Raw genomic sequence first — 26,831 nt, forward strand, 5'->3', positions numbered from 1 at the left:
CACCGAACGCAGCCGCTCCTCAACTGCCCGTTGCCGTGGGCGGGTTGCTCCCCGAGCGCAGCAGCAGCGGCCCCTGGCCGGCCCGCCGGGCGAACTCCGCGACCGCCGTGTACGCCCGGAGATCCCCGCGTGCGGGCTCACGGGGCGTCTCACAGGTCCCCGGCTCGTCCTCGGCGCCCACCGCGCAGGTGATCCGCACGGTCCGGGCGCCGGGCCCCATCAGGCTCAGCACGGCGTCCAGCGCCTCGCCGGTCGCGTTGCGGTAGTAGGTCCGCGCCCAGGTGTCCGCGGCCTGCGTCACGACACAGGTCTGCGCCTCGACGCCCTCGGGAGAGGAGAGTTCGGGACCGCAGCGCGCGGCGGTCGACAGGCCCGGGCCGAGGGCGGGCAGGCCGGTCACGGCGGAAGGCTCCTCGCCGTCCGTGGACGACGAGGAGGAACGCTCGCCGGCGTGGTCCGCCGAGTCCCCGGCGCGGGTCGTATCCCCTGAACCGCGGGAGCCCGGGGCATCCGGGGAGCCGGGGGAGCCCGCGGACGCCACCGCCAACGGCAGTGCGACCGCGCACGCCGCCACGACACCCGCGAGGGCGAGAAACCGGAACTTTCTGAGGTCCCGGGGACGGCCCCGGGAATGACGCGGCATGGCCCCGGAACTTAACGCCCCGGGGCGGAACGCGGGCTCGGCGCGCCCGACAGTCCTAGAACTCGGGCGCGCTCACACCCGTACGAGTGAGGGCCTCGACCACGGCGTCCACCACGGCCTCCACATCGGGCACCCACGGCGAGGCCGAGCCGGGCAGCGGCGCCCGCTCCCAGCGGATCTCGCCCTGGCCCGTCTCGGACGGGGGCAGCGTCAGGTAACCGCCCTCGCCGTGGAAGCGGAGGGAGCCGGGCACGAAGTCCTTGGCGTAGAGCAGTTCGCCGAGCTGCTCCATGGAGTACGGCTTGACGAGGATCGCCCACCGGCTGGGAGAGGCGACGACCGGGCCGAGCCGCAGCCCCGAGCGGTCGAGCGCTTCGAGGGCGCGGGCCGCCGGCAGGGCCGGCAGGGAGACCGCGCAGGGGGCCTTGCCGCCGGTGGCCAGGACGATCGGCGCCGTCGGCCGGTTGCTCCACCACCAGCGGACCATGCGCCCGTCGGTGGTGGCCGCGAGGAGGCCGGGGTCGAAGGGGTGCGCGCCGGGCACCGTGCACTCGGGGTCAGGGCAACCGCAGCGGCTGCGCCCCTCGGGGTCCGCCGCCACGCCCGGGAGTACGGGCCACTGCCATTCCGTCGCGTAGGTCAGGGCCGCGCCGATCAGCTCAGGCCTCCCGTCGCTGCGCTTGGACAGGAGCCTGCGTCGCCTTCCGAGGATCTCGCGCATGAGCGCTCGTTCCTTTCCGTTGCACGCCGGCAACACCGTGGTCCACATCACATCATGTGTCGATCACTTCACTGTGCGTACCTGTTGGCGCATCACACCCTGCCGTGGGCAAGGGGAACCCCTATGGGTCGAGCTTCGGCTGCCTCCGCGGCCGTCCCGCCCATACTGCGTCCATCAAAAGCACGGGCGTGGCGTAGGGGTGGCGAAGTATGGCGTTTGCCGTCGCGCGTATTTCTCTCCGCCTCCGCCACGGGAGGATGGGGCACGGTCGTCGGTGGATAGGACGCCCGGGTCCGTCACCAGGTTCCGGGTAGTTCGCAACCACCCCTGGCCTTCACCGAGTACGTACCCATCACGACCGTTGTGACGCTCCGTCGAGCAAGCCCAGTCGACCGCAATAAGCCGTCCCTTGCGGCAGTTTTAAGCCAACTTTGCAATTACGCAAGAGGAAGGAGAGTTCTTCCCTCAGACCTCATGGACACCAGGAATCCCAGCAGGACAATGCTGGACATCTCCTCACGAGTGCGTGTACATGTGGAGACACTGCTAGCGGCGCAGAATGACATGGGGGTTTGCGATGCTTTTGAGCAGTACGCGCTGGTCGGAAAGCCGGACGCCATGAACGCCCCGCACCCTCCGAAAGTGGCTGGAATCGATTCAACGGTTCCGGCACCCGCACACACTGTCGCGCCCGTCGCGGCGGGTTCCTCCCCGGCCGCCCCGCCAAACCCTCCGGCCCCACCGGGCGCGGTGCTCCAGGACCGTCTCGCCGGCTGGGTCTCCGACCTCACCACCCTGCACGAGCTGACCGAGCGTCTGACCCGCACGTCCGCGCTCGACCAGGCGCTCCAGGAACTGTTGCGGGCCGGCGCCGCCCTGGTGGGCACCCGCCGCGGCCTCGTCGTCCTGGAACCGGGCGACGGACTCGGCCCGGACACCACCATCGGCCTGGGCCTGGCCCGCGCCGACCTCGGCCACATCGAGACGGTGCCCCGCAGCGCCCTGTCGTACGGCCGGATCCTCGACGGACTGGCCGGTGGTGAGGACGGCATCGCCGAGCCCGACCTGTTCGCCCAGGAGGGGCTCGACCCCCGCCACCGCGAGGTCGCGGCCCGCCTCGGCTACGCCGCCAGCTACGCCCTCCCCCTGATCCCCGAGTCGGCCGCGTCCCCCGATCCCGGCGAATCCACCGAGTCCACCGACCGCCTCGGCGCCGTCGTGTGGCTCTACGACGAACCCGCCGAACCGATCGAACGGCAGCGCCACCTCGTCGGCCTGTACGTCCGGTACGCCGCCGAGCACCTCGCCCGGCTGCTCGAGCTGGAACGCACGCGCGCGGCCATGGCGACCATGTCGGACGAGCTGCTGCCCGCGCGGCTGCCGCGGGTGGCCGGTGTCCAGCTCGCCGCCCGGCACCGCACCGGCCCGCGCGGCGGCGGCGACTGGTACGACGCGCTGCCGCTGCCCGACGCCGCCCTCGGCCTCGCCGTCGGGTCCGTCACCGGAGCGGGGCCCAGCGCGGTCGCCGCGATGGGCCGGCTGAGGGCGTCCCTGCGCGCGTACGCCGTAATGGAGGGGGAGGACCCGGTCGCCGTCCTGTCCGACCTGGAGCTGCTGCTGCGGCTGACCGAGCCGGCCCGCTCGGCCACCGCCCTGTTCGGCTACTGCGAACCGGCCGCCCGCAAGATCACGCTGGCCGGTGCCGGGCACAGCCCGCCGCTGCTGATCGGGCAGCGCCGCACCGAGTTCGTGGAGACGTCCGTCTCCGCCCCGCTGGGCATGCTCGCCTGCTGGGAGGCCCCGAGCGTGGAGATCCTCGCCGAGCCCGGAGAGACGGTTCTGCTGTACACCGACGGGCTGCTGCACCGCACCGGCGAGACCACCGACCGCGCCTTCGCCCGGCTGCACGCGGCGGCGGCCGGAGCGCCCCGGGCACTGCGGTGCGACCCCGGCGCCCTCGCCGACCATGTCCTGCGGAACGTGCTGCCGGACGGGCTCGACGCGGCGGACGGAGCGGAGGACGTCGTCCTGCTGGCGGTGCGGTTCGAGTAACGCTCCTCGTCATCGCCCTGAGACCGCTTCCCCGCCGCCGTAGAGTGGAGGGCGGTCCAGCGCCGTATCGAGGAGGATGACCGCCGTGGCAGAAGAGCCTTCGGACACCCCGGAGACTGCCGAAGAGGAGCCGATCAAGCAGCGGAAGAACGGACTGTACCCCGGCGTGTCCGACGAGCTTGCCGAGAACATGAAGAGCGGCTGGGCCGACACCGAGCTGCGTGACCTCCAGCCCATCCCCCAGGCCGCCGAGACCGCCGCCCGCCGGGCCGCGCTGTCCGCGCGCTTCCCGGGCGAGCGGCTGGTGATCCCCGCGGGCAACCTGAAGACCCGCTCGAACGACACCGAGTACGCCTTCCGCGCCTCCGTCGAGTACGCCTACCTCACCGGCAACCAGACCGAGGACGGCGTCCTGGTCCTGGAGCCCAAGGGCGACGGCCACGAAGCGACGATCTACCTGCTGCCGCGTTCGAACCGGGAGAACGGCGAGTTCTGGCTGGACGGCCAGGGCGAGCTGTGGGTCGGCCGCCGGCACTCCCTCACCGAGGCGGAGCAGCTGTACGGCATCCCCGCCTCTGACGTGCGCGAGCTGGCCGGGGCGCTGCGCGAGGCCACCGGCCCGGTGCGGGTCGTGCGCGGGTACGACGCCGGCATCGAGGCCGCGCTCACCGACAAGGTCACCGCCGAGCGCGACGAGGAGCTGCGGGTCTTCCTCTCCGAGGCGCGGCTGGTCAAGGACGAGTTCGAGATCGGCGAGCTCCAGAAGGCCGTCGACTCGACCGTGCGCGGCTTCGAGGACGTGGTGAAGGTCCTCGACAAGGCCGAGGCGACCTCCGAGCGGTACATCGAGGGCACGTTCTTCCTCCGCGCGCGGGTGGAGGGCAACGACGTCGGCTACGGCACGATCGCCGCGGCCGGGCCGCACGCCTGCACGCTGCACTGGGTGCGCAACGACGGGCCCGTGCGATCGGGTGACCTGCTGCTGCTCGACGCGGGCGTCGAGACGCACACGTACTACACCGCCGACGTCACGCGGACACTGCCTATCAACGGCCGGTTCAGCGAGATCCAGCGGAAGATCTACGACGCCGTGTACGAGGCCCAGGAGGCCGGGATCGCCGCGGTGCAGCCCGGGGCGAAGTACCGGGACTTCCACGACGCCGCGCAGCGGGTGCTGGCCGAGAAGCTGGTCGAGTGGGGGCTGGTCGAGGGGCCGGTGGAGCGGGTCCTGGAGCTGGGGCTGCAGCGGCGGTGGACGCTGCACGGGACCGGGCACATGCTCGGGATGGACGTGCACGACTGCGCTGCCGCGCGGACCGAGACGTACGTCGACGGTGTGCTGGAGCCGGGGATGTGCCTGACCGTCGAGCCGGGGCTGTACTTCCAGGCCGACGATCTGACGGTGCCGGAGGAGTACCGGGGTATCGGTGTGCGGATCGAGGACGACATCCTCGTGACCGAGGACGGCAATCGGAATCTGAGTGCGGCGTTGCCCCGCCGGTCGGACGAGGTCGAGGCGTGGATGGCCTCCGTCAAGGGGTGAGTTCCGGGTGCGGGTGCGTGGGGGCTGGTCGCACAGTTCCCCGCGCCCCCAGGGCGTCCAGGAACAGCGTCCCCGCAAGCAGGGGGGCACTGCCCCGGGGGCTCCAGGCACGGCTGACGAGGTAGGTGTCCAGGGCTCGCAGAGCCGACGCACCCTGTTCCGTCGCCGTGCCGCCCGCCTCCAGGGCGCCGCGCGCCCTCGCCTGGACTTCGCGCAGGCCCATCGGGCCCGCCGTGTACAGCAGTTCCGTGTCCTGGAGCGTCGACATCACCGTGAGCAGGGCGTCCAGGCGGGCCTGGGGCTCTGCGGCACCCTGGGCCCGGGCCGCGGTGAGGGTGTTCAGGGCGCGGCGGACGTGGGGGAAGCCGGCCTTGGCCTCGCCCCGGGCGCCGGCCGCGCCGTAGCGGGCCGACACCGTGGAGCCGCGGGACGGGCGGCGCGGGGCGCGGCGGTCGGGGTGGGCGGCGATGTGTTGGGCCAGGGTCGTCAACTTGGCCGGGTCGGCGCCCGGTTGCAGTGCCGCCGACGCGACCAGCAGGCCGAGCGTCCACAGAGCGCCCCGGTGGCCGCCGCCCGCGAGTCCGACCGTGTGGTCCGTCGAGCGGCCGATCGCGCCCAGTTCCGCACGGAGACGGGCACTGGGTTCGCCCGTGCGGCGGGCCGCGGCGGCCATGGCCGTGAGGCCGGGGAGCAGCGTCCTGGCCGACCAGCGCAGCGCAAGGTGGTCCCGGCGGGTGGCCCGGGCCGTCAGGTCGCGCGGGTCGGGCAGGCCCGGCTTGGGGGCCAGGGCCAGCTGACCGACCAGCGCGTCGACGGCGGCGTGTGCGAGTGCCTCGTCCTCGGGCCTGTTCATCGCCGTACCTGGGGCGGTGGAGGTGTTCCGGTGGTTTCCCGTCATGGAAGGGGGAACTTAGGGACGGCACCCGTCAGGCGGGTGAGGCCGGGCTGAGAGCCGGCTGTGAATCGACCGGCGGCATCCGGACAGAGGTCAGAAAACCGCAGGTCAACGGTAGTTGGCGTGTGAGATCATGGCCGACCTTGCCGGTCCGACTCGGGGAACAGGCGCGATCATCATGAAGAACGTCCAGACGGCGCTGACCATGCAGGACGCCATCCTCACCCTGCAGAAGTACTGGAGCGACAACGGCTGCATGATCACGCAGCCGTTGAACACCGAGGTCGGAGCCGGTACGGCCAACCCGGCCACGGCGCTGCGGGTGCTCGGTCCCGAGCCCTGGAGCGTCGCCTACGTGGAGCCGAGCGTGCGCCCGGACGACTCGCGCTACGGCGAGAACCCCAACCGGCTCCAGACCCACACCCAGTTCCAGGTCATCCTCAAGCCCGACCCGGGCAACCCCCAGGAGCTGTACCTGGGCAGCCTGAAGGCGCTCGGTGTCGACCTGGGCGCGCACGACGTGCGGTTCGTCGAGGACAACTGGGCCTCGCCCGCACTCGGCGCCTGGGGGCTGGGCTGGGAGGTCTGGCTGGACGGCATGGAGATCACCCAGTTCACCTACTTCCAGCAGGTCGGCGGTGTCGCCCTGGACCCGGTGTCGGTGGAGATCACGTACGGCCTGGAACGCATCCTGATGAACCTCCAGGGCGTGGACCACTTCAAGGACATCGTCTACGCGCCGGGCATCACATACGGCGAGGTGTTCGGGCAGAACGAGTACGAGATGAGCCGCTACTACCTCGACGACGCGGACCTCGACACCAACCACCGGCTGTTCGAGGCGTACGCGGCCGAGGCCCGGCGCCTGCTCGACCTGGAGCTGCCGGTCCCGGCGTACACGTACGTGCTCAAGTGCAGCCACACGTTCAACGTGCTCGACGCGCGCGGTGCGATCAGCACCACCGAGCGGGCCAAGGCGTTCGCGCTGATGCGCGGCCTGACGCACGAGTCGGCCAAGCTGTGGGAGCGGCGGCGGGCGGCGCTGGAGCATCCGCTCGGGGTGGCGGCCGCTCCGGCCCCGGCCCAGCGGGCCGCGCTGCCCAAGGTGCCCGACGCCGAGACACTGCTGTTCGAGATCGGCGTGGAGGAACTGCCGTACGCCGACGTCCCCGCCACCACGGAGGCGGTGCGCGAGTCGGTCACCGCCAAGCTGGCCGCGACCCGGCTGGGGCACGGCGCGATCACCGTGATGGCCACGCCGCGCCGGATCGTGATCACCGTCGAGGGTGTTCAGCCGCGCGAACGGGACACCATGCGGACCGTGCGCGGCCCCAAGGTCGCCGCCGCCTTCAAGGACGGCGCTCCCACACCTGCCCTGCTGGGCTTCGCCCGCAGTCAGGGGGCCGAACCGACCGACGTGCGGATCGTCAACGTCAAGGGTGTCGAGTACGTGGCCGTCACCCGCCACGAAGAGGGCCGTCCGGCCGTCGAGGTGCTCAGCGATCTGCTGGCCGAGGTCGTGTCGGGGCTGCGCGCCGGCCGCAACATGCGGTGGAGCGACCCGGGTCTGTCGTTCTCGCGGCCCGTGCGCTGGCTGCTCGCCCTGCTGGGCCGTACTCCCCTGCCCGTGGTGGTCTCCTCGCTCGCCTCGAGCGACACGACGCGGGTGCAGCGCCAGGCCCCCTATCCGGAGGTCCGGGTGACCTCCGCCGAGGGCTACCCGCACTTCCTGCACATGCACGGCATCCTGCTGGACCGGGACGCCCGGCGCGGTGCGGTGGTCCGTGGTGCCCTGGAGGCGGCGGCCGAGGTGGGCGGGCGGATCGACGTGGAGGGGCAGGCCGATCTGATCGACGAGATCACCGACATCCTGGAGTTTCCGTATGCCGTGCGGGGGTCGTTCGACGAGCGCTATCTGGAACTGCCCGCGAGCGTCCTGACCACCGTGATGCGCAAGCACCAGCGCTATCTGCCGGTGCTGGACGGCGAGCGGCTGATGCCGCACTTCGTCACCTTCGCCAACGCCCTGTGTGACGACGACGTGGTGCGGGCGGGCAACGAGGCGGTGCTGCGGGCCCGTTACGAGGACGCCGCGTTCTTCTGGCGGGCGGATCTGAAGGTGCCGCCGGCGGAGTTCCGGCGCCGGCTGGACAAGCTGACCTTCGAGGACCGGCTCGGTACGGTCGCCGACCGCGCCGACCGGCTCGCCTCCCTCGCCGTGGATCTGGCGGGGCGGGCCGGGCTTCCCCAGGAGGCGGTGGACGTCGTCCGGCGCGCCGGTGCGCTGGCCAAGTTCGACCTGGCGTCGCAGATGGTGATCGAGTTCTCGGGACTGGCCGGGGTGATGGCCGAGGAGTACGCGCGCCGCGCCGGTGAGTCCGCCGAGGTCGCGCGGGCCCTGGCCGAGATGGAGCTGCCGCGCTCCGCCGGTGGCGCCCTGCCGGCCGGGGACGCGGGGGCCGTGCTGTCGCTCGCCGACCGGTTCGACCTGGTGACCGGCATGTTCGTGATCGGGGCCGCGCCGACCGGGAGCTCCGACCCGTACGGGGTGCGCCGGGCCGCGATCGGGCTGCTGAACGTGCTGCGGAGTCGTCCCGCCGTGGCCGGGGTGCGGGTGAGTGAAGGGCTGCGCGCGGCGGCCGTACGGTACGCCGCGCAGGGCGTCGAGGTGCCGGCCGAGCGGGTCGCCGAGGCCGCCGAGCTGATCACCCGGCGCTACGAGCAGCAGCTCACGGACGCCGGGCACGAGCACCGGCTCGTGCAGGCCGTCCTGGTGTGGGCCGACCGGCCCTCCCACGGCGACCGCACCCTGGCCACGCTGGAGCGGCACATCGGCACGGAGGAGTTCGAGGCACTCGCTGCCGCGTTCCAGCGGGTGGTGCGCATCCTTCCCGAGAGCGGCGTCGAGGCGGCGGATCCGTCCCTGCTGACGGCGCCAGCCGAGCTGCGCCTCGCCGAGTGCGCCGACGCCGTACGCGAGGCACTGCAGGGCCGTGAGGACGACCTCGGTGCACTGATCGAGGTCTCCGCCCCGCTGGTCGAAGCGATCAGCGCCTTCTTCGACGAGGTGCTGGTGATGGACCCGGATCCGGCGGTCCGCGCGGCCCGGCTGACGCTGCTCACGCAGGTGGCGGAGCTGGCGCGTACGACGCTGGACTGGGGTGCGCTGTAGCTGGACTGGGGTGCGCTGCAGGGGGGCGGACGGTCAGGGGACGGGCGGTCAGGGGGGCGGACGTTTCACGTGAAACACCGTCTCCGAGCCGACCGGGCGTCGGCGGAGGTCAGACCGCCATCAAGGGCGCGGCGTCCTCGCGCCACTTGAGGACCTTGTCGAAGCTCACCACAGCACCGCCCCGGCCCGGCTTGTTGCCGATGTGGACATGGTCGGCGAGCTGCTCGATGAGGCACAGCCCTCTGCCGTTCTCCGCGTCGGTGTGCGCGGGCCGGATCGGCGGGCGGGAGCGGCCGGCGGACCCCGCGGGGAACCCCGGGCCCGCGTCGGCGACCTCGATCCGGCACTTCTCGCCGTCGAGGTACGCCGTGACCCGGTACGCCTCCGAACCGGGGCCGCCGAGTGCCGTGTCCCCGCCGTGCTCCACGGCGTTCGCGCAGGCCTCGCTGAGGGCGACGGAGAGGTCGTAGGAGATATCGGGATCGACGCCCGCGGTCTCCATCGTGCCGATCAGAAGGCGCCTGGCGAGCGGCACGCTCGCAGCTTCGCGCCGCAGATGGAGTGACCACCAGATGCTCATGCTCCAGCCTCCTGGCCGCGGCTCGACATACCGTTACGTATTGCCCTGAGTCCCCACTTGTAAGCGTGAAGTTGACGTGACGCCGCCCATACGGCGGATGCGCCCTAGCCCTGATCGGTGTATGTGGTGGGACGGGCGGGGCCAGAGGGTGACGTTCCGGTCGTACGGCATCTTGCGGACCTGCCGCACGAGGCCTGGGTGACCAGTGCGATGATGAGCCCGCCATGACTGCCCCCCACGCGTGCGCGACGCGTTCCGGACTCACGCTCCGGATCCTGCGGGCCGCGGTGTTCGCCGCGGTCTGCGTCGTGCTGGCCGGGGCAAGTCACGCGCTCGCCTCCTGCGACGGCATTCCGCTGTGGACGCTGGGCGCCGGGTTCCTCGGGGTGCTCGCCGTGGCGGCGCCGTTCGCCGGGCGTGTGCGCTCACTGTCGGGGATCGCGGCGCTGCTCGCGGCCGGCCAGACGGTGTTGCACACGCTGTTCGGACTCGGTCAGCACGGCACGGCCGCCGTCACATCCTCGGCGCCCGCGGGCACGGGTGACGCCGCGCTGGTCCAGCAGGCCGCTCGGTTGGTGTGCGGCACGACGGCCGCGGCGATCAGCCCGGCGCAAGCGCACAAGATCCTCACCGACGCCCGGATCCAGCCGTCCACGGGTGCGCACACGCATCTGGCGTCGGACGCCGGGGCGTCGGCCTCGTTGTGGCCGTCCCTGCCGATGCTGCTCGGCCATGTCCTCGCGGCGATCGTCACCGGCTGGCTGCTGCGCCACGGCGACCTGGCCCTGCTGCGGCTCACCGAACTGTCGGCGCAGGGGGTCACGGAAGGGGCGCTCGTGCGCTCCCTGTGGGCCGCGCTCGCGCTGGTGCGCGCTCTGCGCGCCGGGCTGCCGGGGGCGCCTGAAGCATGCCCGCGCCCCGTGCACGCCGTGCGGCCCGCGCCTGCGATGCCGCGCACGATCGCGCTTCAGCACACGGTGATCCGGCGCGGTCCGCCGGCCGCCATGGCTCGCGCCTCCGCACTCGCCCTCGCCGCCTGACGCGACGCGACCACCACTCCGCCTTTCGGACGGTTCGGAGGGGGATCGCCGTCGTGCGGCACGCGCGCGTGCGCGCCTCCCTCTTCATCCTCCCGACTCGACTCACAGCGGAGTGTTCCCTTCCATGAAGGCTTCCCGTATCGCCGCGGCCGGTGCCGCCGCCGGTGTCACCGTTCTCGCCCTGTCCGTCCCCGCCTTCGCGCACGTCAGCGTGCAGCCCGAGGGCGACGCCGCCAAGGGCGGCTACGCGGTCGTCGACTTCAAGGTCCCCAACGAGCGGGACAACGCCTCGACCACCAAGCTCGAGGTCACCTTCCCCACCGACCACCCGCTGGCCTCGGTGATGCCGGAGCCGATGCCCGGCTGGAAGATCGACGTCACCAAGTCCAAGCTGGACAAGCCGCTGGAGCTGCACGGCGAGAAGATCTCCGAGGCCGTCACCAAGGTCACCTGGACCGCCGACGGCAAGGGCATCGAGCCCGGCTACTTCGAGAAGTTCCCGCTCTCGATCGGCCAACTGCCCGAGGACACCGACCAGCTGGTCTTCAAGGCTCTCCAGACGTACTCCAACAAGGAAGTCGTCCGCTGGATCGAGGTGCCGCAGGAAGGCCAGGAGGAGCCCGACAACCCGGCCCCGGTGCTGGAGCTGTCCGCCGCCGAGGACGGGCACCACGGCTCCTCGGACGACGAGGCCTCCGACGCCAAGTCGGCCGAGAAGGCATCCGCCGACACCGCCGCCTCCGACACCGCCTCCTCCGGCGGCACCGACACCACCGCCCGCGTCCTGGGCATCGTCGGCATCGTGGTCGGCGCGGCGGGCGTCGCCTACGGCGTGCTGGCAGGGCGTCGGCGCACCACCGCCTGACGCCGTTTCCGTTGCACGGCGCGCGCCGGGTTCCCGCCCCGGGCGGGGCACCCCGGTGCGCGCCGGGTCACCGACATCTGGGACATTTTTCTATGCGCACCAAGACCTTCGCCGCGGCCGCTCTGCTCGCCGCGGCCTCCCTGACCCTGACCGCCTGCGGCAGCGGCAACGACAGCGACAAGCCCGCCGCCGTCGTGTCGGAACAGGCCGGCAGCGAGAAGGCCGCCACCGTCCTCGACAAGCCCTTCGAGAAGCCGGACCTGGTCCTCACCGACACCAAGGGCAAGAAGTACGACCTCCGCAAGGAGACCGAGGGCAAGCCCACGCTGATCTACTTCGGCTACACCCACTGCCCCGACGTGTGCCCGTCGACGATGAGCAACATCGCCGTGGCCAAGAAGCAGCTGCCCAAGGCCGAACAGGACGACCTGCGGGTCGTGTTCGTCACCACCGACCCGGACCGTGACAAGCCGGCCGAGCTCGGCAAGTGGCTGAAGGGCATCGACCCCCAGTTCATCGGTCTCACCGGCGACTTCCCGACCATCCAGGCCGGCGCCCGTACCCTCGGCATCTCCATCGACCCGCCGCACAAGGACAAGAACGGCAAGATCATCTCCGAGCACGGCACCCAGGTCATCGCCTTCTCGCCGAAGACCGACGGCGGCTATGTGCTCTACGGCGAGGACGCCACCGTCGACGACTACACCAAGGACCTCCCCAAGATCACCAAGGGGGAGAACCCGTGAGGCGGCGACTCGGCCCGGCGGCCCTCGTCATAGCCGGGGCACTGGCCCTGGCGGGCTGCGGCGGCTCGGACTCGGACTCCGGTTCCGGCAGCGGTAAGGCGGAACTCTCCGTGGGCTCGGCGTACATGCCGCAGCCCGTCTCCGACGAGATGGCGGCCGGCTTCTTCACCGTCACCAACAAGGGCGGGGCCGCCGACGAGCTGACCTCGGTCACCAGCGACGTCGCCGGGCAGGTCACCGTGCACGAGACCGTCGGCTCGGCCATGCAGGAGGTCAAGAGTCTGAAGGTCCCCGCCCACGGCGAACTCGTGCTGAAGAGCGGCGGCAACCATCTGATGTTCGAACAGCTGAAGCGCAAGCCGAAGGAAGGCCAGACGGTCTCCGTCGAGCTCCACTTCGCCCACTCCGGCCCCGTCAAGGTCGAGATCCCGGTGAAGTCGGCGACCTACCGCCCCAAGACCGGGCACTGAGGGAGGGACCACAGTGACGCAGACCATCGCCCCCCGCGTCCGGACCGTGGTGCTGCTGCTCCTGGCCGCGGCCTGCGCACTCCTCGCCGGCGCCGGACCGGCCTCCGCGCACGCCGCGGTGACCGGCAGCGACCCCGCGCAGGGGGCGGTGGTCGACAAGGCCCCGGCCCGGATCTCGCTCACCTTCTCCGAGCAGGTCGCGCTGTCCGACGACTCGCTGCGCGTACTCGACCCCGAGGGCAAGCGCGTCGACGCGGGCAAACCCTCCAACGTCAGCGGCACGACCTACGCGGTGCGGCTCCATTCCGGCCTGCCCGACGGCACGTACACGGTCGCCTACCAGGTGGTGTCCGCGGACAGCCATCCCGTCGCCGGCGCCTACACCTTCTCCATCGGCGCCCCCTCCAAGACGTCCGTGTCGGTCTCCGGGCAGAACGCCGACGACGGCCTGGTCGGCTGGCTGTACGGCTTCGGGCGGTACGTGTCCTACGCCGGGTTCATCGTGCTGGCCGGCGGTGCCGCCTTCGTCCTCGCCTGCTGGCCACGCGGCTCCGGGGTACGGCCCGTGCAGCGGTTCGTCGTCTCCGGGTGGCTCGCGCTCACCGCCGCCACCCTCGCCCTGCTGCTCCTGCGCGGTTCCTTCACGGGCTCCGGGAAGGTCGCCGACGTCTTCGACCTGTCCCTGCTCGGGCAGGTGCTCCAGACCAAGACCGGAGCCGCCCTGGTGTCCCGGCTGCTGCTGCTCGCCGCTGCGGCACTGTTCATCGCCGTGCTGTTCGGGGCCTACGACAAGCGTGTGGACCCCCAGGAGAAGCGGGACCTGACCTTCGGGCTCGCCATCGGCGGCGTCGTCGTCGCGGCCGGGCTCGCCGCCAGCTGGGCGATGTCCGAGCACGCCTCGGTCGGGCTCCAGGCGGGCATCGCCATGCCGGTCGACGTCCTCCATCTGCTCGCCGTCGCCGCGTGGCTCGGCGGGCTGGGCGCGCTGCTGGTCGCCCTGTACCGGGCACCGGCCGACGCTCCCGTCGACGCGTCGGCCGTACGCCGCTTCTCCCGCGTCGCCTTCGGCAGCGTCCTCGCGCTGATCGCGACCGGGACGTACCAGTCCTGGCGCCAGCTCGGCTCCTGGTCGGCCTTCACCGAGACCCGCTACGGACAGCTGCTCCTGGCCAAGATCGCCCTCGTGGCCGTCCTGGTCGGCGTCGCGTGGATCTCGCGACGGTGGACCGGGAGGCTGGCTGAGACGGTGCCGGCAGCGGCGGAGCGGGAGAAGACGCGGGTCGGAGCCATGGCAGATGCTCCCGGCGGTGCCATGGCGGATGCCCCCGCCGTCGCAGGAACCGATGCCTCCGCCGGAGCAGGGACCGATGTCACCGCCGGAGCAGGGACCGATGTCACCGCCGGAACAAAGGCCGATGCCTCCGGTGACACTGCCAGGGACGCCGAGTCCGCCGTGACCGGCGACGACCGGCCCGGCACGGGCACAGAGACCGGCTCCGCCGCCGGTGCACAGCCCGGCTCCGAGCCCGCCGGCTCCGAGCCCGCCGACACCGAGCGGGCCGCGCAGCTCGCCCGGCAGCGGGCCGCCCGGGACGCCGCCCGGCAGAAGCGGCTGCGGGACGCCGACCCCGACCGCTTCGGGCTGCGCCGCTCCGTGCTGGCCGAGGCCGGCATCGCGGTCGTTCTGCTCGCCGTCACCACCGTCCTCACCCAGACGGAACCCGGACGCACGGAGGAGGAGGCCAAGGCGGCGACGTCGTCCTCCGCGTCCACCTCGCCCGACGCGGGCGCGTCCGGGGCGCTGACCCTGAACATGCCCTTCGACACGGGCGGCAAGGACGGCAAGGGCATCGTCACGGTCGACCTCGACCCCGCACGTGTGGGGGACAACGAGATGCACGTCTACGTGGAGCGGCCCAACGGCCGGGCCTTCGACATCCCCGAGGTGAAGGTCGACTTCACCCTCAAAGCCAAGAACCTCGGGCCGCTGCCCGTCGTCCCCGACCACCTCGCTACCGGACACTGGTCGGCGAACGGAGTGCAGATCCCCATGGCCGGCGACTGGAAGGTCGACGTGACCGTGCGGACCTCCGACATCGACGAGGTGACCGTCTCGAAGAACGCGCAGATCGGCTGAACCACCATGGCTGACCAGTCCATTCCGGAAACCCGCACCCCCCGCACCACCCCGGCGGACACCGAAGCGGCCCCGGCCGGTGACGGCATCTCACGGCGGCGCCTGCTCGGCACCGCCGGTGCCACCGGGCTCGTGCTCGGCACGGCGGGCGCGGCCCTCGGATACGCCGCCGCCCCCTCCGATGCCGCCGCTCCGCTCACCTCACTCGGCACCGACCGGGCGATGTTTCACGGGAAACATCAGCCCGGCATCACCGACGGCCTCCAGGCCCGCGGCCACCTCATCGCCTTCGACCTGGCGGCGGGCGTCGGCCGCAAGGAAGCCACCGCCCTGCTGCGCCGCTGGTCGCAGACGGCCCGACGGCTGATGGCGGGCGAGCCGAGCCCGCACGACGACACCGACGTGGCCCGCGATGCCGGCCCCTCGTCGCTGACCATCACTTTCGGCTTCGGCCACAGCTTCTTCGGCAGGACCGGCCTGGAGAAGCAGCGCCCGACCGCCCTGGACCCGCTGCCCGAGTTCTCCTCCGACCACCTCGACAAGAACCGCAGCAACGGCGACCTGTGGGTGCAGATCGGCGCCAACGACGCCCTCGTGGCCTTCCACGCCCTGCGCGCCATCCAGAAGGACGCGGGCTCGGCGGCCCGGGTCCGCTGGCAGATGAACGGCTTCAACCGCTCGCCGGGTGCCACCGCCCACCCCATGACGGCCCGCAACCTGATGGGCCAGATCGACGGCACCCGCAATCCGAAGCCGTCCGAGCCCGACTTCGACCAGCGGATCTTCGTGCCGGAGAAGGGCGAACCGGCCTGGATGGCGAACGGCTCCTACGCCGTCGTACGCCGGATCCGCATGCTCCTGGACGACTGGGAGAAGCTCTCCGTCAAGGCTCAGGAAGACGTGATCGGCCGCCGCAAGTCCGACGGTGCGGCCCTGTCCGGCGGCACCGAGACGACCGCGATGGACCTGGAGAAGACGGACGCCAAGGGCAATCTCGTCGTCCCGATCAACGCCCACGCCCGGATCACCCGGCCCGACCAGAACGGCGGCGCTGCGATGCTCCGCCGCCCGTTCTCCTTCCATGACGGCATCGACCAGGACGGCGTCCCGGACGCGGGCCTGCTCTTCATCTGCTGGCAGGCCGACCCGTTGCGCGGCTTCGTGCCGGTGCAGCGCAAGCTCGACCGCGGCGACGCCCTGTCGCAGTTCATCCGGCACGAGTCGAGTGCACTGTTCGCGGTGCCCGGTGGGGCCGCGGAGGGCGAGTATGTGGGGCAGAAGTTGCTTGAGGGGTGAGAGTCGAGCATTGCGCGGGTTGTGGGGGATAGCGCTTCCGCAAGCCCATTAGGGTGAGGTCATGCCAGCGAGCTATGCGTATCTCGGCCCCGAGGGCACCTTCACCGAAGTCGCCCTGCGCACGCTTCCCGAGGCCGCCACCCGGGAGCTCATCCCGTACGTGTCCGTCCAGTCCGCGCTCGACGCGGTACGCGCCGGCGAGGCCGAGGCCGCGTTCGTGCCGATCGAGAACTCCGTCGAGGGTGGCATCACCACCACTCTCGACGAGCTGGTCGCCGGCGCGCCGCTGATGATCTACCGCGAGGTGCTGCTGTCGATCACCTTCGCGCTGCTGGTCCGCCCGGGCACGAAGCTGTCGGACATCAAGACGGTCTCCGCCCACCCGGCCGCCCAGCCGCAGGTGCGCAACTGGCTGAAGAAGCACCTGCCGGACGCCCACTGGGAGTCGGCCGCCTCGAACGCGGACGCCGCCCGGCTGGTCCAGGAGGGCCAGTACGACGCCGCCTTCGCCGGCGAGTTCGCCGCCGCCCGCTACGGCCTGGAGGCCCTGGAGACCGGGATCCACGACGCGGAGAACGCCCAGACGCGATTCGTGCTGGTCGGCCGGCCCGCCCGGCCCGCGGCGCCCACCGGCGCGGACAAGACCTCCGTCGTGCTCTGGCAGCGCGACGACCACCCCGGAGGCCTGCGCGATCTGCTGGGCGAATTCGCCACCCGCGGCATCAACCTGATGCTGCTCCAGTCCCGGCCCACCGGCGCGGGCATCGGCAACTACTGCTTCTGCATCGACGCCGAGGGCCATATCTCCGACCGCCGGGTGGCCGAAGCCCTGATGGGCCTGAAGCGGATCTGCCTCCAAGTGCGCTACCTCGGCTCCTATCCGCGCGCGGACATGGAGCCCGGGGATGTCCAGCCGCCGCGGCTGGGGACGTCGGACGACGAGTTCGTGGCAGCGGCCGACTGGGTCGCGCGGTGCCAGGACGGCCGGTTCTAGCCCAGTACGCAGCGGGTCTCCGGGCGGTCGTACCTGCTGATTGTCGTTGTCCACAGAAGTTATCCACAGGCCAGGTTCTCGACCTGGGGACAAGTCGACAACGAAGCGTGAGTCAGTCGACAAATCGCCCTACTGACCTCCGATGCGTCCATCGGCGGGCAGGTCACCCTTCGTCCACCGTTTTCCCTTGCGTAACTCTTCGGGGTGACCCATTTCCACTCGAAAGTGAGGGTAGAGCGTGGTTTGCATCGGGAACTCTTCGGCGTGATAGGGGCTTCCGGAGTGATCAATTCCGAAGTCCACAGATCTTCCCCACAGCCTGTGGATAACTTTTCGCCGCGCGTGGACCCCTGTGGACAACCGGAGTCCAAGTCCCGCTCCCCACAAGGGATTCGAGTCAATGCCGCGCCCTGCCGATGCCTCGTTCCGGGGAGAGGCGGTCGGTTTATTGACACAGTGCGCAATTCCCGCATAGCGGTACGTAAGCCACACCTGAATAGTGAGTCGTGGACGGTCACCCCGCACCGGTAGCCTTGAGCACGTGATTGACCTTCGCCTGCTCCGTGAGGACCCCGACCGTGTGCGCGCGTCCCAGCGCGCCCGTGGAGAGGACGTCGCGCTCGTCGACTCCCTCCTGTCCGCCGACGAGCGGCGCAGGTCGTCCGGCGTCCGCTTCGACGAGCTGCGCGCCGAGCAGAAGGCGCTCGGCAAGCTCATCCCCAAGGCGTCCGGGGACGAGAAGGCCGAGCTGCTGAAGAAGGCGAGCCAGCTCGCCGCCGACGTCAAGGCCGCCGACGCCGAACGCGACGCCGCGGCCACCGAGACCCAGGAGCTGCTCCAGAAGCTCGGCAACCTCGTCCACCCCGACGTGCCCGTGGGCGGCGAAGAGGACTTCGTCACGCTGGAGACGCACGGCACGATCCGCGACTTCGCCGCCGATGGCTTCGAGCCCCGGGACCACCTGGAGCTCGGCCAGATCCTCGGCGCGATCGACGTGGAGCGGGGCGCCAAGGTCTCCGGCTCGCGCTTCTACTTCCTGACGGGCGTGGGCGCCCTGCTGGAGCTCGCCCTGGTGAACGCGGCGATGGCCCAGGCCACCGCGGCCGGCTTCACGCCGATGCTGACCCCGGCCCTGGTGCGCCCCCAGTCCATGGCGGGCACCGGCTTCCTCGGCCAGGCCGCCCAGGACGTCTACCACCTCGCCGACGACGACCTCTACCTGGTCGGCACCTCCGAGGTCGCGCTCGCGGCGTACCACATGGACGAGATCCTCGACGCCGACCGCCTCCCGCTGCGCTACGCGGGCTTCTCGCCCTGCTTCCGCCGCGAGGCCGGCTCGCACGGCAAGGACACCCGGGGCATCTTCCGCGTGCACCAGTTCGACAAGGTCGAGATGTTCTCCTACGTGGCCCCGGAGGACTCGCAGGCCGAGCACCAGCGGCTGCTGGAGTGGGAGAAGCAGTGGCTGACGTCACTGGAGCTGCCGTTCCGGGTCATCGACGTCGCCTCCGCCGACCTCGGCTCCTCGGCCGCCCGCAAGTTCGACTGCGAGGCGTGGATCCCGACCCAGGGCAAGTACCGCGAGCTGACCTCGACCTCGGACTGCACCGAGTTCCAGTCCCGCCGCCTGTCGATCCGCGTCCGTGAGGGCAAGCAGGTCCGGCCGCTGGCCACGCTCAACGGCACGCTGTGCGCCGTGCCGCGCACGATCGTGGCGATCCTGGAGAACCACCAGCAGGCCGACGGCTCGGTGCGGGTGCCCGAGGTGCTGCGCCCGTACCTGGGCGGCCGGGAGGTTCTGGAGCCGGTGGCCAAGTGACCACCACCGGTTTCCCGTACCAGCTGATCGCCACCGACCTCGACGGGACGCTGCTGCGTTCCGACGAGTCGGTGTCGCCCCGCACCCGTGAGGCGCTGGCCGCGGCCACCGCGGCGGGCGCCGCGCACATCGTCGTCACCGGCCGCGCGGCCCCGTGGACCCGGCACATCCTCGAGGACCTCGGCTACCGGGGACTGGCCGTCTGCGGCCAGGGCGCGCAGGTGTACGACGCCGGCGCGCACCGGCTGCTGACGTCGGTGACGCTGGACCGGCAGCTGGCCGGGGTGGCGCTGGCCAAGATCGAGGCGGAGGTCGGTCCACTGTATGTGGCGGCGAGCCGCGACGGCCTGGACGGCGAGGTGATGGTGAGTCCCGGGTACGCGGTCCACGGCAACCTGCCCGCGACGCCGTTCACGGACGCGTCGGACCTGTGGGCCGCCCCCCTGAACAAGCTGTACATCCAGCACCCGACACTCTCGGACGACGAGCTGTGCGAGGTGGCCACGCGCACCGCCGGCGGTTTTGTCACCGTCGTCATGGCGGGTAAGGGCATCGTCGAACTCCTGCCCCTGGGCCTGTCCAAGGCGACCGGCCTGTCCCTGGCGGCCCGCCGGCTCAAGGTGAAGGCGGCCGACACGATCGCCTTCGGCGACATGCCCAACGACATACCGATGTTCGCCTGGGCCTCCTACGGTGTCGCGATGGCGGACGCCCATGAGGAACTGAAGGCGGTGGCCGACGAGGTGACGTCCTCGAACGAGGAGGACGGCATCGCGGTGGTGCTGGAGCGCTTGCTGGGCTGAGCCTTCGTGTCGCGTGTGCGGCGGAGGATGCACGGATCGAACGTGCGCGGGCGTTTCAGCCCGACCATGACTCGCTTTTCATCGAACACAGCGCAAGCCAGTGCCTTACCACTCGGCCAATCCTCCGGGTGGGCGGCCTCACGCGACGTGCGATTCGCGTGCTCGAAGCGGCCGCCCCGGGCAGCTCCCCGTGTGGGGCGGGCTCTACGGAGGGGTAGCGAATTACTCCGGAACCCGCCGCGGGCTGCCCTGACGGGAGCTGGACGTACTGCCGTGCATGGACATCGTCCGGCTCCTCTCCCAGAACGTGACGCCGGACTCGTCGCCCGGCCGTGACGACAACCACTCTGCCTGCCGGACGAATTGGACGCCACCGATTAAATCGACGGTCGGACGGGGGCCGGTCAGCGCCTGCGCCACCTGCGCCTGCGGGCCTTGCTGAAGAACCAGCCCGCGGGTGGCTCGTCGGAGCGCCACGGCTGTGGCTCCGGCTCCTCGCGGCGCCAGCGCTCGGCGAGCATCCGGGCGCGGGCGGACGGCTCGGAGGTTCCGGCGGAGCGTATGAACTCCTCGTCGAGGACGACGCCGTCGAGGTCGTCCCAGGCATCGCCCCCGGACCCGGGTGCGGACCGTCCGTGGTCGTCGTACTGAGCCCTCTCGTCCGACATCCCCGTCCCTCCCAGCCGTCCGACTTCCGTGCGATATCACTGCATACCGTTCGCCCAGTGTGCCCTGACGGGGGTGAAGCCCCCGTCAGGACCGGGGCACGTCACTCCTCGCCGGCGAGGGTCAGCGAGCGCAGCTTCTGACCGGCGTACCAGGTGGCCAGCACCGTGACGGCCACCAGCAGCACCGTCGCCGTGGTGAGGCCCACGTCCGAGGTCACCAGGTCGCCGCCGGAGACCTTCTGTGCCACGGCCAGCGCCCACTGCTGGACGCTCAGCGTGCGGGCCCCCGGCACCAGGGAGCCGAACAGGGCTTCCCAGACCAGCGCGTAGACGAGGCCGAACACCACCGCGTGCCGGGAGACCGTGCCGAGCAGCAGGAACAGGGCCGCGTACGCGATGGAGGCGACCAGTGCGGCCACCGTGTAGGCGACGGCGATCTGCTGGCCGTTGCCGTTCAGGATGAAGCCGGCGATGAGCGTCGGCACCGCGGAGAACACCATCGTCACGGCGATCGCGACGATCAGCTTGGTGAAGATGATCGTCGGCCGTTTGATCGGCTTGGACAGCAGGTACACCACCGAGCCGTCGTCGATCTCCGGCCCGATCGCGCCGGTTCCGGCGATGACGCCGATGATCGGCACCATCGTGGCGAGGGCGAGGCCGCCGAGCAGGTCCGCCGCCGTCTGGTCGTCCGCCCCGGCGAGGAAGCGCACCACCACCGAGATGGCGATGAGCAGCAGCGGCAGGGCTCCGAGGATGAGGGCCCGGCGCCGGCCGAGCAGGGCCCGGTACGTGAGCCGGGCGACTGTGGGGTCGTACATCAGGGCCTCCTACGCCGCGACGAGATACGAGAAGACGGACTCGAGGGACTCGTCGGACGGCGAGACCGTGAGCAGCCGGATGCCGTGGTCCCTGGCCACCCGCGGCAGCAGGGCCGTGAAGCGGCCGAAGTCGACGGCCTGGATGCGCAGCGCGCCCTCGGCGAGGTCGACCTCGATGCCGGACGTCGACGGGTCGGCGATCAACGCGGCCGCGAGGGCACGGTCGTCGCTGGAGCGCACCAGGTAGCGGTGCGGCCGGTCGGTCATCAGGCGGCGGATCTTGCGGAAGTCACCGCTGGCGGCGTGCCGGCCGGCGACGACGACCTCGATGTGCCAGGCGAGTTGCTCGACCTCTTCGAGGATGTGGGACGAGAACAGCACCGTGCGGCCCTCGTCGCCCATGCGCCGCAGCAGATCCATGAGCTGCATGCGCTGGCGCGGGTCCATGCCGTTGAAGGGCTCGTCCAGCAGGAGCAGGGACGGGTCGTGGACGAGGGCGGAGGCCATCTTCACGCGCTGGCGCATGCCCTTGGAGTACGTCTGGATCTTGCGGTCCTGTGCGTATTCCATCTCGACGGTGGCGAGCGCCTTCTGGGCCGCCTTGGCGCCCAGGCCGTGCAGCTCGGCGTTGGCGAGGACGAACTCCTTCCCGGTGAGGAAGTCGTACATCGCCTCCCGCTCGGGGACGACGCCGATCTGCTGGTAGATCCGCTCGTTGCGCCACACGGCCTGGCCGTCGAGGGTGACCGTGCCGGTGGAGGGGGCCAGGAAGCCGCCCATCATGTTGATGAGGGTGGACTTTCCGGCGCCGTTGGGGCCGAGCAGACCGGTGACGCCGGGGCCGACGGTCATGGTGATGTCGTTGACGGCGACCACGTTGCCGAACCAGCGGGAGACGTGGTCGATGGAGAGCGTGGTCACAGTCCCACCTTCTTGTAGCGGCGCATCAGGAGGCCGTAGCTCGCCGCGATGAGGCCCAAGGCGACGAGGACGTAGACGACGCCCTCGGCGGTGCTCGGGCCCACCCCGCTGGGAGAGGCCGAGGTCGCGCCCAGGAACGCGGACTGCACACCGTCGACGATCGTGATCGGCGAGAACAGTCCGATCCACGGCACGGCGTCGCCGCTGCCCTGTGCGTCGGCGATGGCCTGGAGGGTGGAGACCGCGCCGTAGGTGATGGTCAGCACGGCGATCACGGCCGCGATGCCGAAGCCGCGGCGCGGGGTGAAGGACGCGATGACCAGGCCGATGCCGGCGAAGAGCAGTGAGAGCAGTGCCACGGAGACGATTCCCTGCGCGAATCCCTTGGTCTGGTCGGCGAAGTCGAGCTTGGCCAGCAGCGCGCCCACGTAGAGCACGAGCAGGGGAGCGGCCGTGAGGAGGAACAGCGCCGAGGCGAGCGCCGCGAACTTGGCGCGGACGTAGTCGGCGGTCTCGATCGGCCGCGAGAAGTACAGCGGTACGGTCTTGAAGCGCAGGTCGCGCGAGACGGACTGGGGCGCCTGCGAGGCGACGTACAGGCTGATGACCGCCTGCATGATGATCGCGTAGCGCGTGTAGTCGACGGGCAGGGCGTTGGCCTTGGTGAAGACCGCGACGGCGACCATGATGGCCGCGGGCACGCACATCACCACGAAGAGCAGCATCGGCAGCACCTTGGACTTCACCGAGCGGCCGAGGCCGTAGGAGCCGCGCAGGGACTGCGAGAACAGGGAGCGGCGGGCGTAGGCGCGGCCCAGGCGGGGGCCGTCGTAGCTGCGGTAGCCGATGTTGTGGATGCGGGTCTGGTCACCCGGTGCCGGGGCGGATGTCCCCGTGGAGTGCTCAACCGCCATGGCCGACCGCCTCCTTCCGCTGCTCGTGCTGGTCACTGGTCGCGAAGACCTCGGAGATGTGGTGCCGGCGCTGCTCCATGCGCACCAGGCCGAGGCCGAGGTCCGCGATCACGTCCCTGACCAGGTCGTACGTCTCCTCGCCCTGGGCGGTGAGCAGCAGGATGTGGCCGGCGCCCGGCAGGCCGCTGCCGTCCTCGACGCTCACCCCGCGCGCGTGCAGCGCCTCGCGCATGGCGCGGGTGCCGTCCGGGTGTTCGTCGGTGTCGGTGACCTCGATCGCGAGGGTGGTCGTGGTCTGGGTGAAGTCCGTGGTGGAGCTGGAGCGCAGGAGCTTGCCGCCGTCGACGACAACGACGTGGTCGCAGGTGCGTTCCAGTTCGCCCAGCAGGTGCGAGGTGACCAGGACCGAGATGCCGAAGTCGGTGTGGATCCGGCGGATCAGGCCGAGCATCTCGTCGCGGCCGACCGGGTCGAGGCCGTTGGTCGGCTCGTCGAGGAAGACCAGCTGCGGGTCGTGGACGAGGGCCTGCGCGAGCTTCACGCGCTGCTTCATGCCGGTCGAGTAGCCGCCGATGGGGCGGTAGCGCTCCTCGTACAGACCGACATGCCGCAGCGTGTCCGCGGTGCGCTCGCGTGCGGCGGTGGGCGGCAGGCCGGACATGCGCGCCATGTGGACGACGAACTCGGTGGCCGAGACGTCCGGCGGCAGGCAGTCGTGCTCGGGCATGTAGCCGACCCGCTCACGGATGTCAGCGCCCTTGGTGGCGACATCGAGGCCGAGCACTTCGGCGCGGCCCTCGGTGGCGGGGGAAAGACCCAGAAGGATCTTGATCAGTGTGGACTTGCCGGCTCCGTTGGCTCCGACGAGTCCGGTCACACCGGGCCCGACGTCCACGGAGAGCCGGTCAAGAGCGGTCACCCTGGGGAACCGCTTGCTCAGGCTTTCGGTCGCGATCACAGTCACGCTTCGAAGGTAGGGGCCACGCCCGTGGCGGTCGTCACTCCGCAGAGCTGTATTCAGGTCAACCTGGAGTAGTACGGGCCCTTAGGGGACCTGGTTCTTGAGAGTTACCACCGCGGGGAGCCACTATTGACGAACCCTCTAACGACTGTCAGATTCGCCGGATGACGTTGCTCACGGGCGCGCGGGAGCGCCGGGTGCGGACCGGCGAGGTCGAGCTGTGCGTGGCCGAGGTGGGTGATCCGCGGCGGCCGACGGTCGTCCTGGTGCACGGCTACCCCGACAGCAAAGAGGTGTGGTCCGAGGTCGCCGCCCGTCTCGCCGGGCACTTCCACGTCGTGGCGTACGACGTCCGCGGCCACGGGCGGTCGACGGCACCGCGCCCGCTGCGAGGCGGGTTCACGCTGGAGAAGCTGACGGACGACTTCCTGGCCGTCGCGGACGCGGTCAGCCCGGACCGGCCGGTGCATCTGGTCGGGCACGACTGGGGCTCGGTACAGGGCTGGGAGTTCACCACCGTCCGGCGCACCGAGGGCCGCATCGCCTCCTTCACATCGATGTCCGGGCCGTCCCTCGACCACTTCGGCCACTGGATCGACAAGCGCGTCAAGCGCCCCACCCCGCGCCGGCTCGCCCAGCTCCTCGGGCAGGGCGCCAGATCCTGGTACGTGTACCTGCTGCAGACGCCGGTGCTGCCCGAGCTGGCCTGGCGCGGCCCGCTCGGCAAGCGCTGGCCCGGGGTTCTGGAGCGCGTCGAGAAGGTGCCCCGGGGTGGTTACCCGACCGCGTCCCTGCCGTCGGACGCGGCACACGGGGCCTGGCTGTACCGGGACAACGTACGGTCCCGGCTGCGCAGGCCACGTACGGACGCGTACGCCCACGCTCCCGTGCAGATCGTGACGCCCCTGGAGGACCGGTTCCTGTCGGAGCGGCTCACCGACGGGCTGGAGCAGTGGGTTCCGCAGTTGACCCGCAGGACGGTTCAGGCGGGGCACTGGATCCCCCGCACCCGTCCCGATCAGCTGGCTACCTGGATCGAGGAGTTCGTGACGTCCGTGGAGAGCGGGCGGTCCCCGGTGGCGGCGCGCGGCAGGAACGCCCAGCGGTTTAGCAGGCAGCTCGTACTGGTCACCGGGGCGGGCAGCGGCATCGGCCGGGCGACGGCGCTGGCGTTCGCCGAGTCCGGCGCGCGCGTGGTCGCCGTCGACCGGAACGCCGAGGCAGCGGGCCGCACCGCCGCGTCGTGCCGCCTGGGCGGCGCTCCCGAGGCCTGGGCGGAAACGGTCGACGTCTCCGACGAGCAGGCCATGGAGAAGCTCGCCGAGAAGGTCACCGCCGAGTACGGGGTGGTGGACGTCCTCGTGAACAACGCCGGGATCGGACTGTCCGGTTCCTTCTTCGACACCACGCCCGAGGACTGGAAGAAGGTCCTCGACGTCAACCTGTGGGGTGTGATCCACGGCTGCCGGCTCTTCGGCCGGCGGATGGCCGGGCGCGGGCAGGGCGGCCACATCGTGAACGTGGCGTCGGCGGCGGCGTACCAGCCGTCCCGGGCACTGCCCGCCTACAGCACCTCCAAGGCGGCCGTGCTGATGCTCAGCGAGTGCCTGCGGGCGGAACTCGCCGGCCGGGGGATCGGCGTGACGGCGGTCTGCCCGGGCTTCGTCAACACCGCCATCACCTCCACGGCCCACTTCGCCGGGGTCGACGCGGCCGAGGAGAAGCGGCTCCAGCAGCGTGCCGCCCGTCTGTACGGGCGGCGGAACTACCCGCCGGAGAAGGTCGCCACCGCGATTCTGCGAGCAGTGGTGCGCAACGACGCGGTGGTCCCGGTCACGCCGGAGGCGCGAAGCGCGCGCTGGCTGTCCCGGTTCGCGCCGGGGGCACTGCGGGGGATCGCACGGCTGAAGCCGCCGATGTGATGCCAAGTGGATGAGGATGAAGGCCAGTTGTCCACAGGGTCCTCGAATTCACCTGTGGATAACACCCTTTGACTGTGGATCAAACCTCCAAGGCGAAACTCAATCGCGTGATTCAGGTCTCTCCCGCACCCTGAGGGGATGGACGAAAGACGCACCGTGAAGGTGTCGAAGTACCTCTCGAAGCATCTGCGCCACCAGCCGGAGCGGATCGGGCTGGCCCTGGACGAGGGCGGCTGGGTAGAGATCGACGCCCTGATCGCCGCAGCCGCCGCCCACGGCTTCCGATTCACCCGCTCCGAGCTGGATCACGTCGTCGCGACCAACGACAAGCGGCGGTTCGCCGTCGAAGGCACCCGGATCCGCGCCAGCCAGGGCCACAGCGTCCAGGTCGACCTCGGGCTGCCGACGGCGACTCCGCCCGCGTACCTCTACCACGGCACCGTCGCCCGCGCCCTGGACGCGATCCGGGCCGAGGGACTCAGGCCGATGAACCGGCATGCCGTGCACCTCTCGCCGGACCGCGAGACGGCGACCCGCGTCGGCACCCGCCGTGGCCGTCCGGTCGTGCTGGCCGTGGACGCGGCCGCCATGCACCGCGATCGTCATGTCTTCCATGTGAGCGCGAACGGCGTATGGCTCACTCAGGCCGTACCGCCGCGATATCTGCGCTTTCCCCGGCCCCACTGACGCGCTGTGCGGGACGCCGCTCACGGTGGCTGTTTCACGTGAAACACGGGCCACCCGCAGCGCTCCCTTAGGGGTCCTTTCAGAATGCTGGGATCTTGCGGGCGAGGATCATGCATTGGGCGAGCTGGAGGAACGCGTCGTGCATGTCGTCTCGGGTTTCC

23 protein-coding genes and 1 tRNA gene are annotated in these 26,831 nt (G+C 71.1%); 14 read left to right on the forward strand and 10 right to left on the reverse strand.

Annotated features, from left to right (window positions below; all coding sequences use genetic code 11):
• Positions 1-19: 19 nt before the first annotated feature.
• Entirely contained in the window at positions 20-643 is a 624-nt protein-coding gene (locus ABZ192_RS33590; protein ID WP_356928250.1) for a hypothetical protein, read from the reverse strand.
• A 55-nt stretch (positions 644-698) separates the two neighbouring features.
• The gene (locus ABZ192_RS33595) at positions 699-1,364 is read right to left on the reverse strand and encodes a bifunctional DNA primase/polymerase (protein ID WP_356928251.1); all 666 of its coding nucleotides are present in this window, start codon (positions 1,362-1,364) and stop codon (positions 699-701) included.
• Between the two features lie 501 nt (positions 1,365-1,865).
• Between ABZ192_RS33595 and ABZ192_RS33600 the strand changes: the two genes are divergently transcribed.
• Both ABZ192_RS33600 and ABZ192_RS33605 read left to right on the forward strand, forming a co-directional pair.
• Positions 1,866-3,416, forward strand: a complete 1,551-nt coding sequence (locus tag ABZ192_RS33600; RefSeq protein WP_356928277.1) for a PP2C family protein-serine/threonine phosphatase — start codon at positions 1,866-1,868, stop codon at positions 3,414-3,416.
• A 76-nt stretch (positions 3,417-3,492) separates the two neighbouring features.
• Positions 3,493-4,959: an aminopeptidase P family protein gene (locus ABZ192_RS33605; protein ID WP_356928252.1), complete on the forward strand. Its 1,467-nt coding sequence runs from the start codon at positions 3,493-3,495 to the stop codon at positions 4,957-4,959.
• Here the strand turns inward: ABZ192_RS33605 and ABZ192_RS33610 are convergent.
• A complete protein-coding gene (locus ABZ192_RS33610; protein WP_356928253.1) occupies positions 4,949-5,812 on the reverse strand; it encodes a triphosphoribosyl-dephospho-CoA synthase in 864 nt (287 codons plus the stop codon). The genes ABZ192_RS33605 and ABZ192_RS33610 overlap by 11 nt on opposite strands.
• 220 nt (positions 5,813-6,032) lie before the next feature.
• Here ABZ192_RS33610 and ABZ192_RS33615 point away from each other — a divergent pair, with 220 nt between their 5' ends.
• Positions 6,033-9,026: a glycine--tRNA ligase gene (locus tag ABZ192_RS33615; RefSeq protein ID WP_356928254.1), complete on the forward strand. Its 2,994-nt coding sequence runs from the start codon at positions 6,033-6,035 to the stop codon at positions 9,024-9,026.
• Between the two features lie 109 nt (positions 9,027-9,135).
• On the opposite strand, the gene ABZ192_RS33620 is transcribed toward ABZ192_RS33615, so the two are convergent.
• Entirely contained in the window at positions 9,136-9,606 is a 471-nt protein-coding gene (locus tag ABZ192_RS33620) for an ATP-binding protein (protein WP_356928255.1), read from the reverse strand.
• A 224-nt stretch (positions 9,607-9,830) separates the two neighbouring features.
• On the opposite strand from ABZ192_RS33620, the gene ABZ192_RS33625 reads away from it, so the two are divergent.
• The 9 genes from ABZ192_RS33625 (at position 9,831) to ABZ192_RS33665 (ending at position 19,776) form a co-directional block, all read left to right on the forward strand.
• A complete protein-coding gene (locus ABZ192_RS33625; RefSeq protein WP_356928256.1) occupies positions 9,831-10,646 on the forward strand; it encodes a hypothetical protein in 816 nt (271 codons plus the stop codon).
• A gap of 124 nt (positions 10,647-10,770) precedes the next feature.
• Positions 10,771-11,511 (forward strand): YcnI family protein, encoded by a 741-nt coding sequence (locus ABZ192_RS33630; RefSeq protein WP_356928257.1) that lies wholly within the window; start codon positions 10,771-10,773, stop codon positions 11,509-11,511.
• 92 nt (positions 11,512-11,603) lie between these two features.
• Positions 11,604-12,257 (forward strand): SCO family protein, encoded by a 654-nt coding sequence (locus ABZ192_RS33635; protein WP_356928258.1) that lies wholly within the window; start codon positions 11,604-11,606, stop codon positions 12,255-12,257.
• A complete protein-coding gene (locus tag ABZ192_RS33640) occupies positions 12,254-12,727 on the forward strand; it encodes a copper chaperone PCu(A)C (RefSeq protein WP_356928259.1) in 474 nt (157 codons plus the stop codon). The genes ABZ192_RS33635 and ABZ192_RS33640 overlap by 4 nt, the downstream gene beginning before the upstream one ends.
• A gap of 13 nt (positions 12,728-12,740) precedes the next feature.
• Entirely contained in the window at positions 12,741-14,864 is a 2,124-nt protein-coding gene (locus ABZ192_RS33645; protein ID WP_356928260.1) for a copper resistance protein CopC, read from the forward strand.
• A 6-nt stretch (positions 14,865-14,870) separates the two neighbouring features.
• Positions 14,871-16,160, forward strand: coding sequence for an iron uptake transporter deferrochelatase/peroxidase subunit (gene efeB / locus ABZ192_RS33650; RefSeq protein ID WP_356928261.1), 1,290 nt, complete (start codon positions 14,871-14,873; stop codon positions 16,158-16,160).
• A gap of 61 nt (positions 16,161-16,221) precedes the next feature.
• A complete protein-coding gene (pheA, locus tag ABZ192_RS33655) occupies positions 16,222-17,154 on the forward strand; it encodes a prephenate dehydratase (protein ID WP_356928262.1) in 933 nt (310 codons plus the stop codon).
• Positions 17,155-17,695: 541 nt separating this feature from the next.
• Entirely contained in the window at positions 17,696-18,973 is a 1,278-nt protein-coding gene (serS, locus tag ABZ192_RS33660; RefSeq protein WP_356928263.1) for a serine--tRNA ligase, read from the forward strand.
• Complete coding sequence (locus ABZ192_RS33665; protein WP_356928264.1) at positions 18,970-19,776, forward strand: HAD family hydrolase; 807 nt, start codon at positions 18,970-18,972, stop codon at positions 19,774-19,776. Before serS ends, ABZ192_RS33665 begins: the two co-directional genes overlap by 4 nt.
• Before the next feature lie 21 nt (positions 19,777-19,797).
• Here ABZ192_RS33665 and ABZ192_RS33670 read toward each other — a convergent pair.
• The 6 genes from ABZ192_RS33670 to ABZ192_RS33695 all read right to left on the reverse strand — a co-directional run bounded on the left by ABZ192_RS33670 (position 19,798) and on the right by ABZ192_RS33695 (position 24,058).
• Positions 19,798-19,902 (reverse strand) — tRNA-OTHER (locus tag ABZ192_RS33670).
• A 278-nt stretch (positions 19,903-20,180) separates the two neighbouring features.
• The gene (locus tag ABZ192_RS33675) at positions 20,181-20,444 is read right to left on the reverse strand and encodes a hypothetical protein (RefSeq protein ID WP_356928265.1); all 264 of its coding nucleotides are present in this window, start codon (positions 20,442-20,444) and stop codon (positions 20,181-20,183) included.
• A gap of 101 nt (positions 20,445-20,545) precedes the next feature.
• Positions 20,546-21,265, reverse strand: coding sequence for an ABC transporter permease (locus ABZ192_RS33680; protein ID WP_306965546.1), 720 nt, complete (start codon positions 21,263-21,265; stop codon positions 20,546-20,548).
• Between the two features lie 9 nt (positions 21,266-21,274).
• Positions 21,275-22,186 (reverse strand): ABC transporter ATP-binding protein, encoded by a 912-nt coding sequence (locus ABZ192_RS33685; protein WP_356928266.1) that lies wholly within the window; start codon positions 22,184-22,186, stop codon positions 21,275-21,277.
• Positions 22,183-23,100 (reverse strand): ABC transporter permease, encoded by a 918-nt coding sequence (locus ABZ192_RS33690; RefSeq protein ID WP_356928267.1) that lies wholly within the window; start codon positions 23,098-23,100, stop codon positions 22,183-22,185. Before ABZ192_RS33690 ends, ABZ192_RS33685 begins: the two co-directional genes overlap by 4 nt.
• Positions 23,090-24,058 (reverse strand): ABC transporter ATP-binding protein, encoded by a 969-nt coding sequence (locus ABZ192_RS33695; RefSeq protein WP_356928278.1) that lies wholly within the window; start codon positions 24,056-24,058, stop codon positions 23,090-23,092. Before ABZ192_RS33695 ends, ABZ192_RS33690 begins: the two co-directional genes overlap by 11 nt.
• Positions 24,059-24,225: 167 nt before the next feature.
• On the opposite strand from ABZ192_RS33695, the gene ABZ192_RS33700 reads away from it, so the two are divergent.
• Together ABZ192_RS33700 and ABZ192_RS33705 are read left to right on the forward strand one after the other, a co-directional pair.
• A complete protein-coding gene (locus ABZ192_RS33700) occupies positions 24,226-25,983 on the forward strand; it encodes an SDR family oxidoreductase (protein WP_356928268.1) in 1,758 nt (585 codons plus the stop codon).
• A gap of 138 nt (positions 25,984-26,121) precedes the next feature.
• Positions 26,122-26,670, forward strand: a complete 549-nt coding sequence (locus tag ABZ192_RS33705) for an RNA 2'-phosphotransferase (RefSeq protein ID WP_356928269.1) — start codon at positions 26,122-26,124, stop codon at positions 26,668-26,670.
• Positions 26,671-26,831 lie beyond the last annotated feature (161 nt).

Source organism: Streptomyces sp. NPDC006235 (assembly GCF_040613735.1).
Classification (GTDB): Bacteria; Actinomycetota; Actinomycetes; order Streptomycetales; family Streptomycetaceae; genus Streptomyces.

Bases quoted from the DNA above. Each gene is read 5' to 3' on its own strand.
- ABZ192_RS33590 (WP_356928250.1), bottom strand. From the start codon at position 643: ATGCCGCGTCATTCCCGGGGCCGTCCCCGGGACCTCAGAAAGTTCCGG.
- ABZ192_RS33595 (WP_356928251.1), bottom strand. From the start codon at position 1,364: ATGCGCGAGATCCTCGGAAGGCGACGCAGGCTCCTGTCCAAGCGCAGC.
- ABZ192_RS33600 (WP_356928277.1), top strand. From the start codon at position 1,866: ATGCTGGACATCTCCTCACGAGTGCGTGTACATGTGGAGACACTGCTA.
- ABZ192_RS33605 (WP_356928252.1), top strand. From the start codon at position 3,493: ATGACCGCCGTGGCAGAAGAGCCTTCGGACACCCCGGAGACTGCCGAA.
- ABZ192_RS33610 (WP_356928253.1), bottom strand. From the start codon at position 5,812: ATGAACAGGCCCGAGGACGAGGCACTCGCACACGCCGCCGTCGACGCG.
- ABZ192_RS33615 (WP_356928254.1), top strand. From the start codon at position 6,033: ATGAAGAACGTCCAGACGGCGCTGACCATGCAGGACGCCATCCTCACC.
- ABZ192_RS33620 (WP_356928255.1), bottom strand. From the start codon at position 9,606: ATGAGCATCTGGTGGTCACTCCATCTGCGGCGCGAAGCTGCGAGCGTG.
- ABZ192_RS33625 (WP_356928256.1), top strand. From the start codon at position 9,831: ATGACTGCCCCCCACGCGTGCGCGACGCGTTCCGGACTCACGCTCCGG.
- ABZ192_RS33630 (WP_356928257.1), top strand. From the start codon at position 10,771: ATGAAGGCTTCCCGTATCGCCGCGGCCGGTGCCGCCGCCGGTGTCACC.
- ABZ192_RS33635 (WP_356928258.1), top strand. From the start codon at position 11,604: ATGCGCACCAAGACCTTCGCCGCGGCCGCTCTGCTCGCCGCGGCCTCC.
- efeB (WP_356928261.1), top strand. From the start codon at position 14,871: ATGGCTGACCAGTCCATTCCGGAAACCCGCACCCCCCGCACCACCCCG.
- pheA (WP_356928262.1), top strand. From the start codon at position 16,222: ATGCCAGCGAGCTATGCGTATCTCGGCCCCGAGGGCACCTTCACCGAA.
- ABZ192_RS33675 (WP_356928265.1), bottom strand. From the start codon at position 20,444: ATGTCGGACGAGAGGGCTCAGTACGACGACCACGGACGGTCCGCACCC.
- ABZ192_RS33680 (WP_306965546.1), bottom strand. From the start codon at position 21,265: ATGTACGACCCCACAGTCGCCCGGCTCACGTACCGGGCCCTGCTCGGC.
- ABZ192_RS33690 (WP_356928267.1), bottom strand. From the start codon at position 23,100: ATGGCGGTTGAGCACTCCACGGGGACATCCGCCCCGGCACCGGGTGAC.
- ABZ192_RS33700 (WP_356928268.1), top strand. From the start codon at position 24,226: ATGACGTTGCTCACGGGCGCGCGGGAGCGCCGGGTGCGGACCGGCGAG.
- ABZ192_RS33705 (WP_356928269.1), top strand. From the start codon at position 26,122: ATGGACGAAAGACGCACCGTGAAGGTGTCGAAGTACCTCTCGAAGCAT.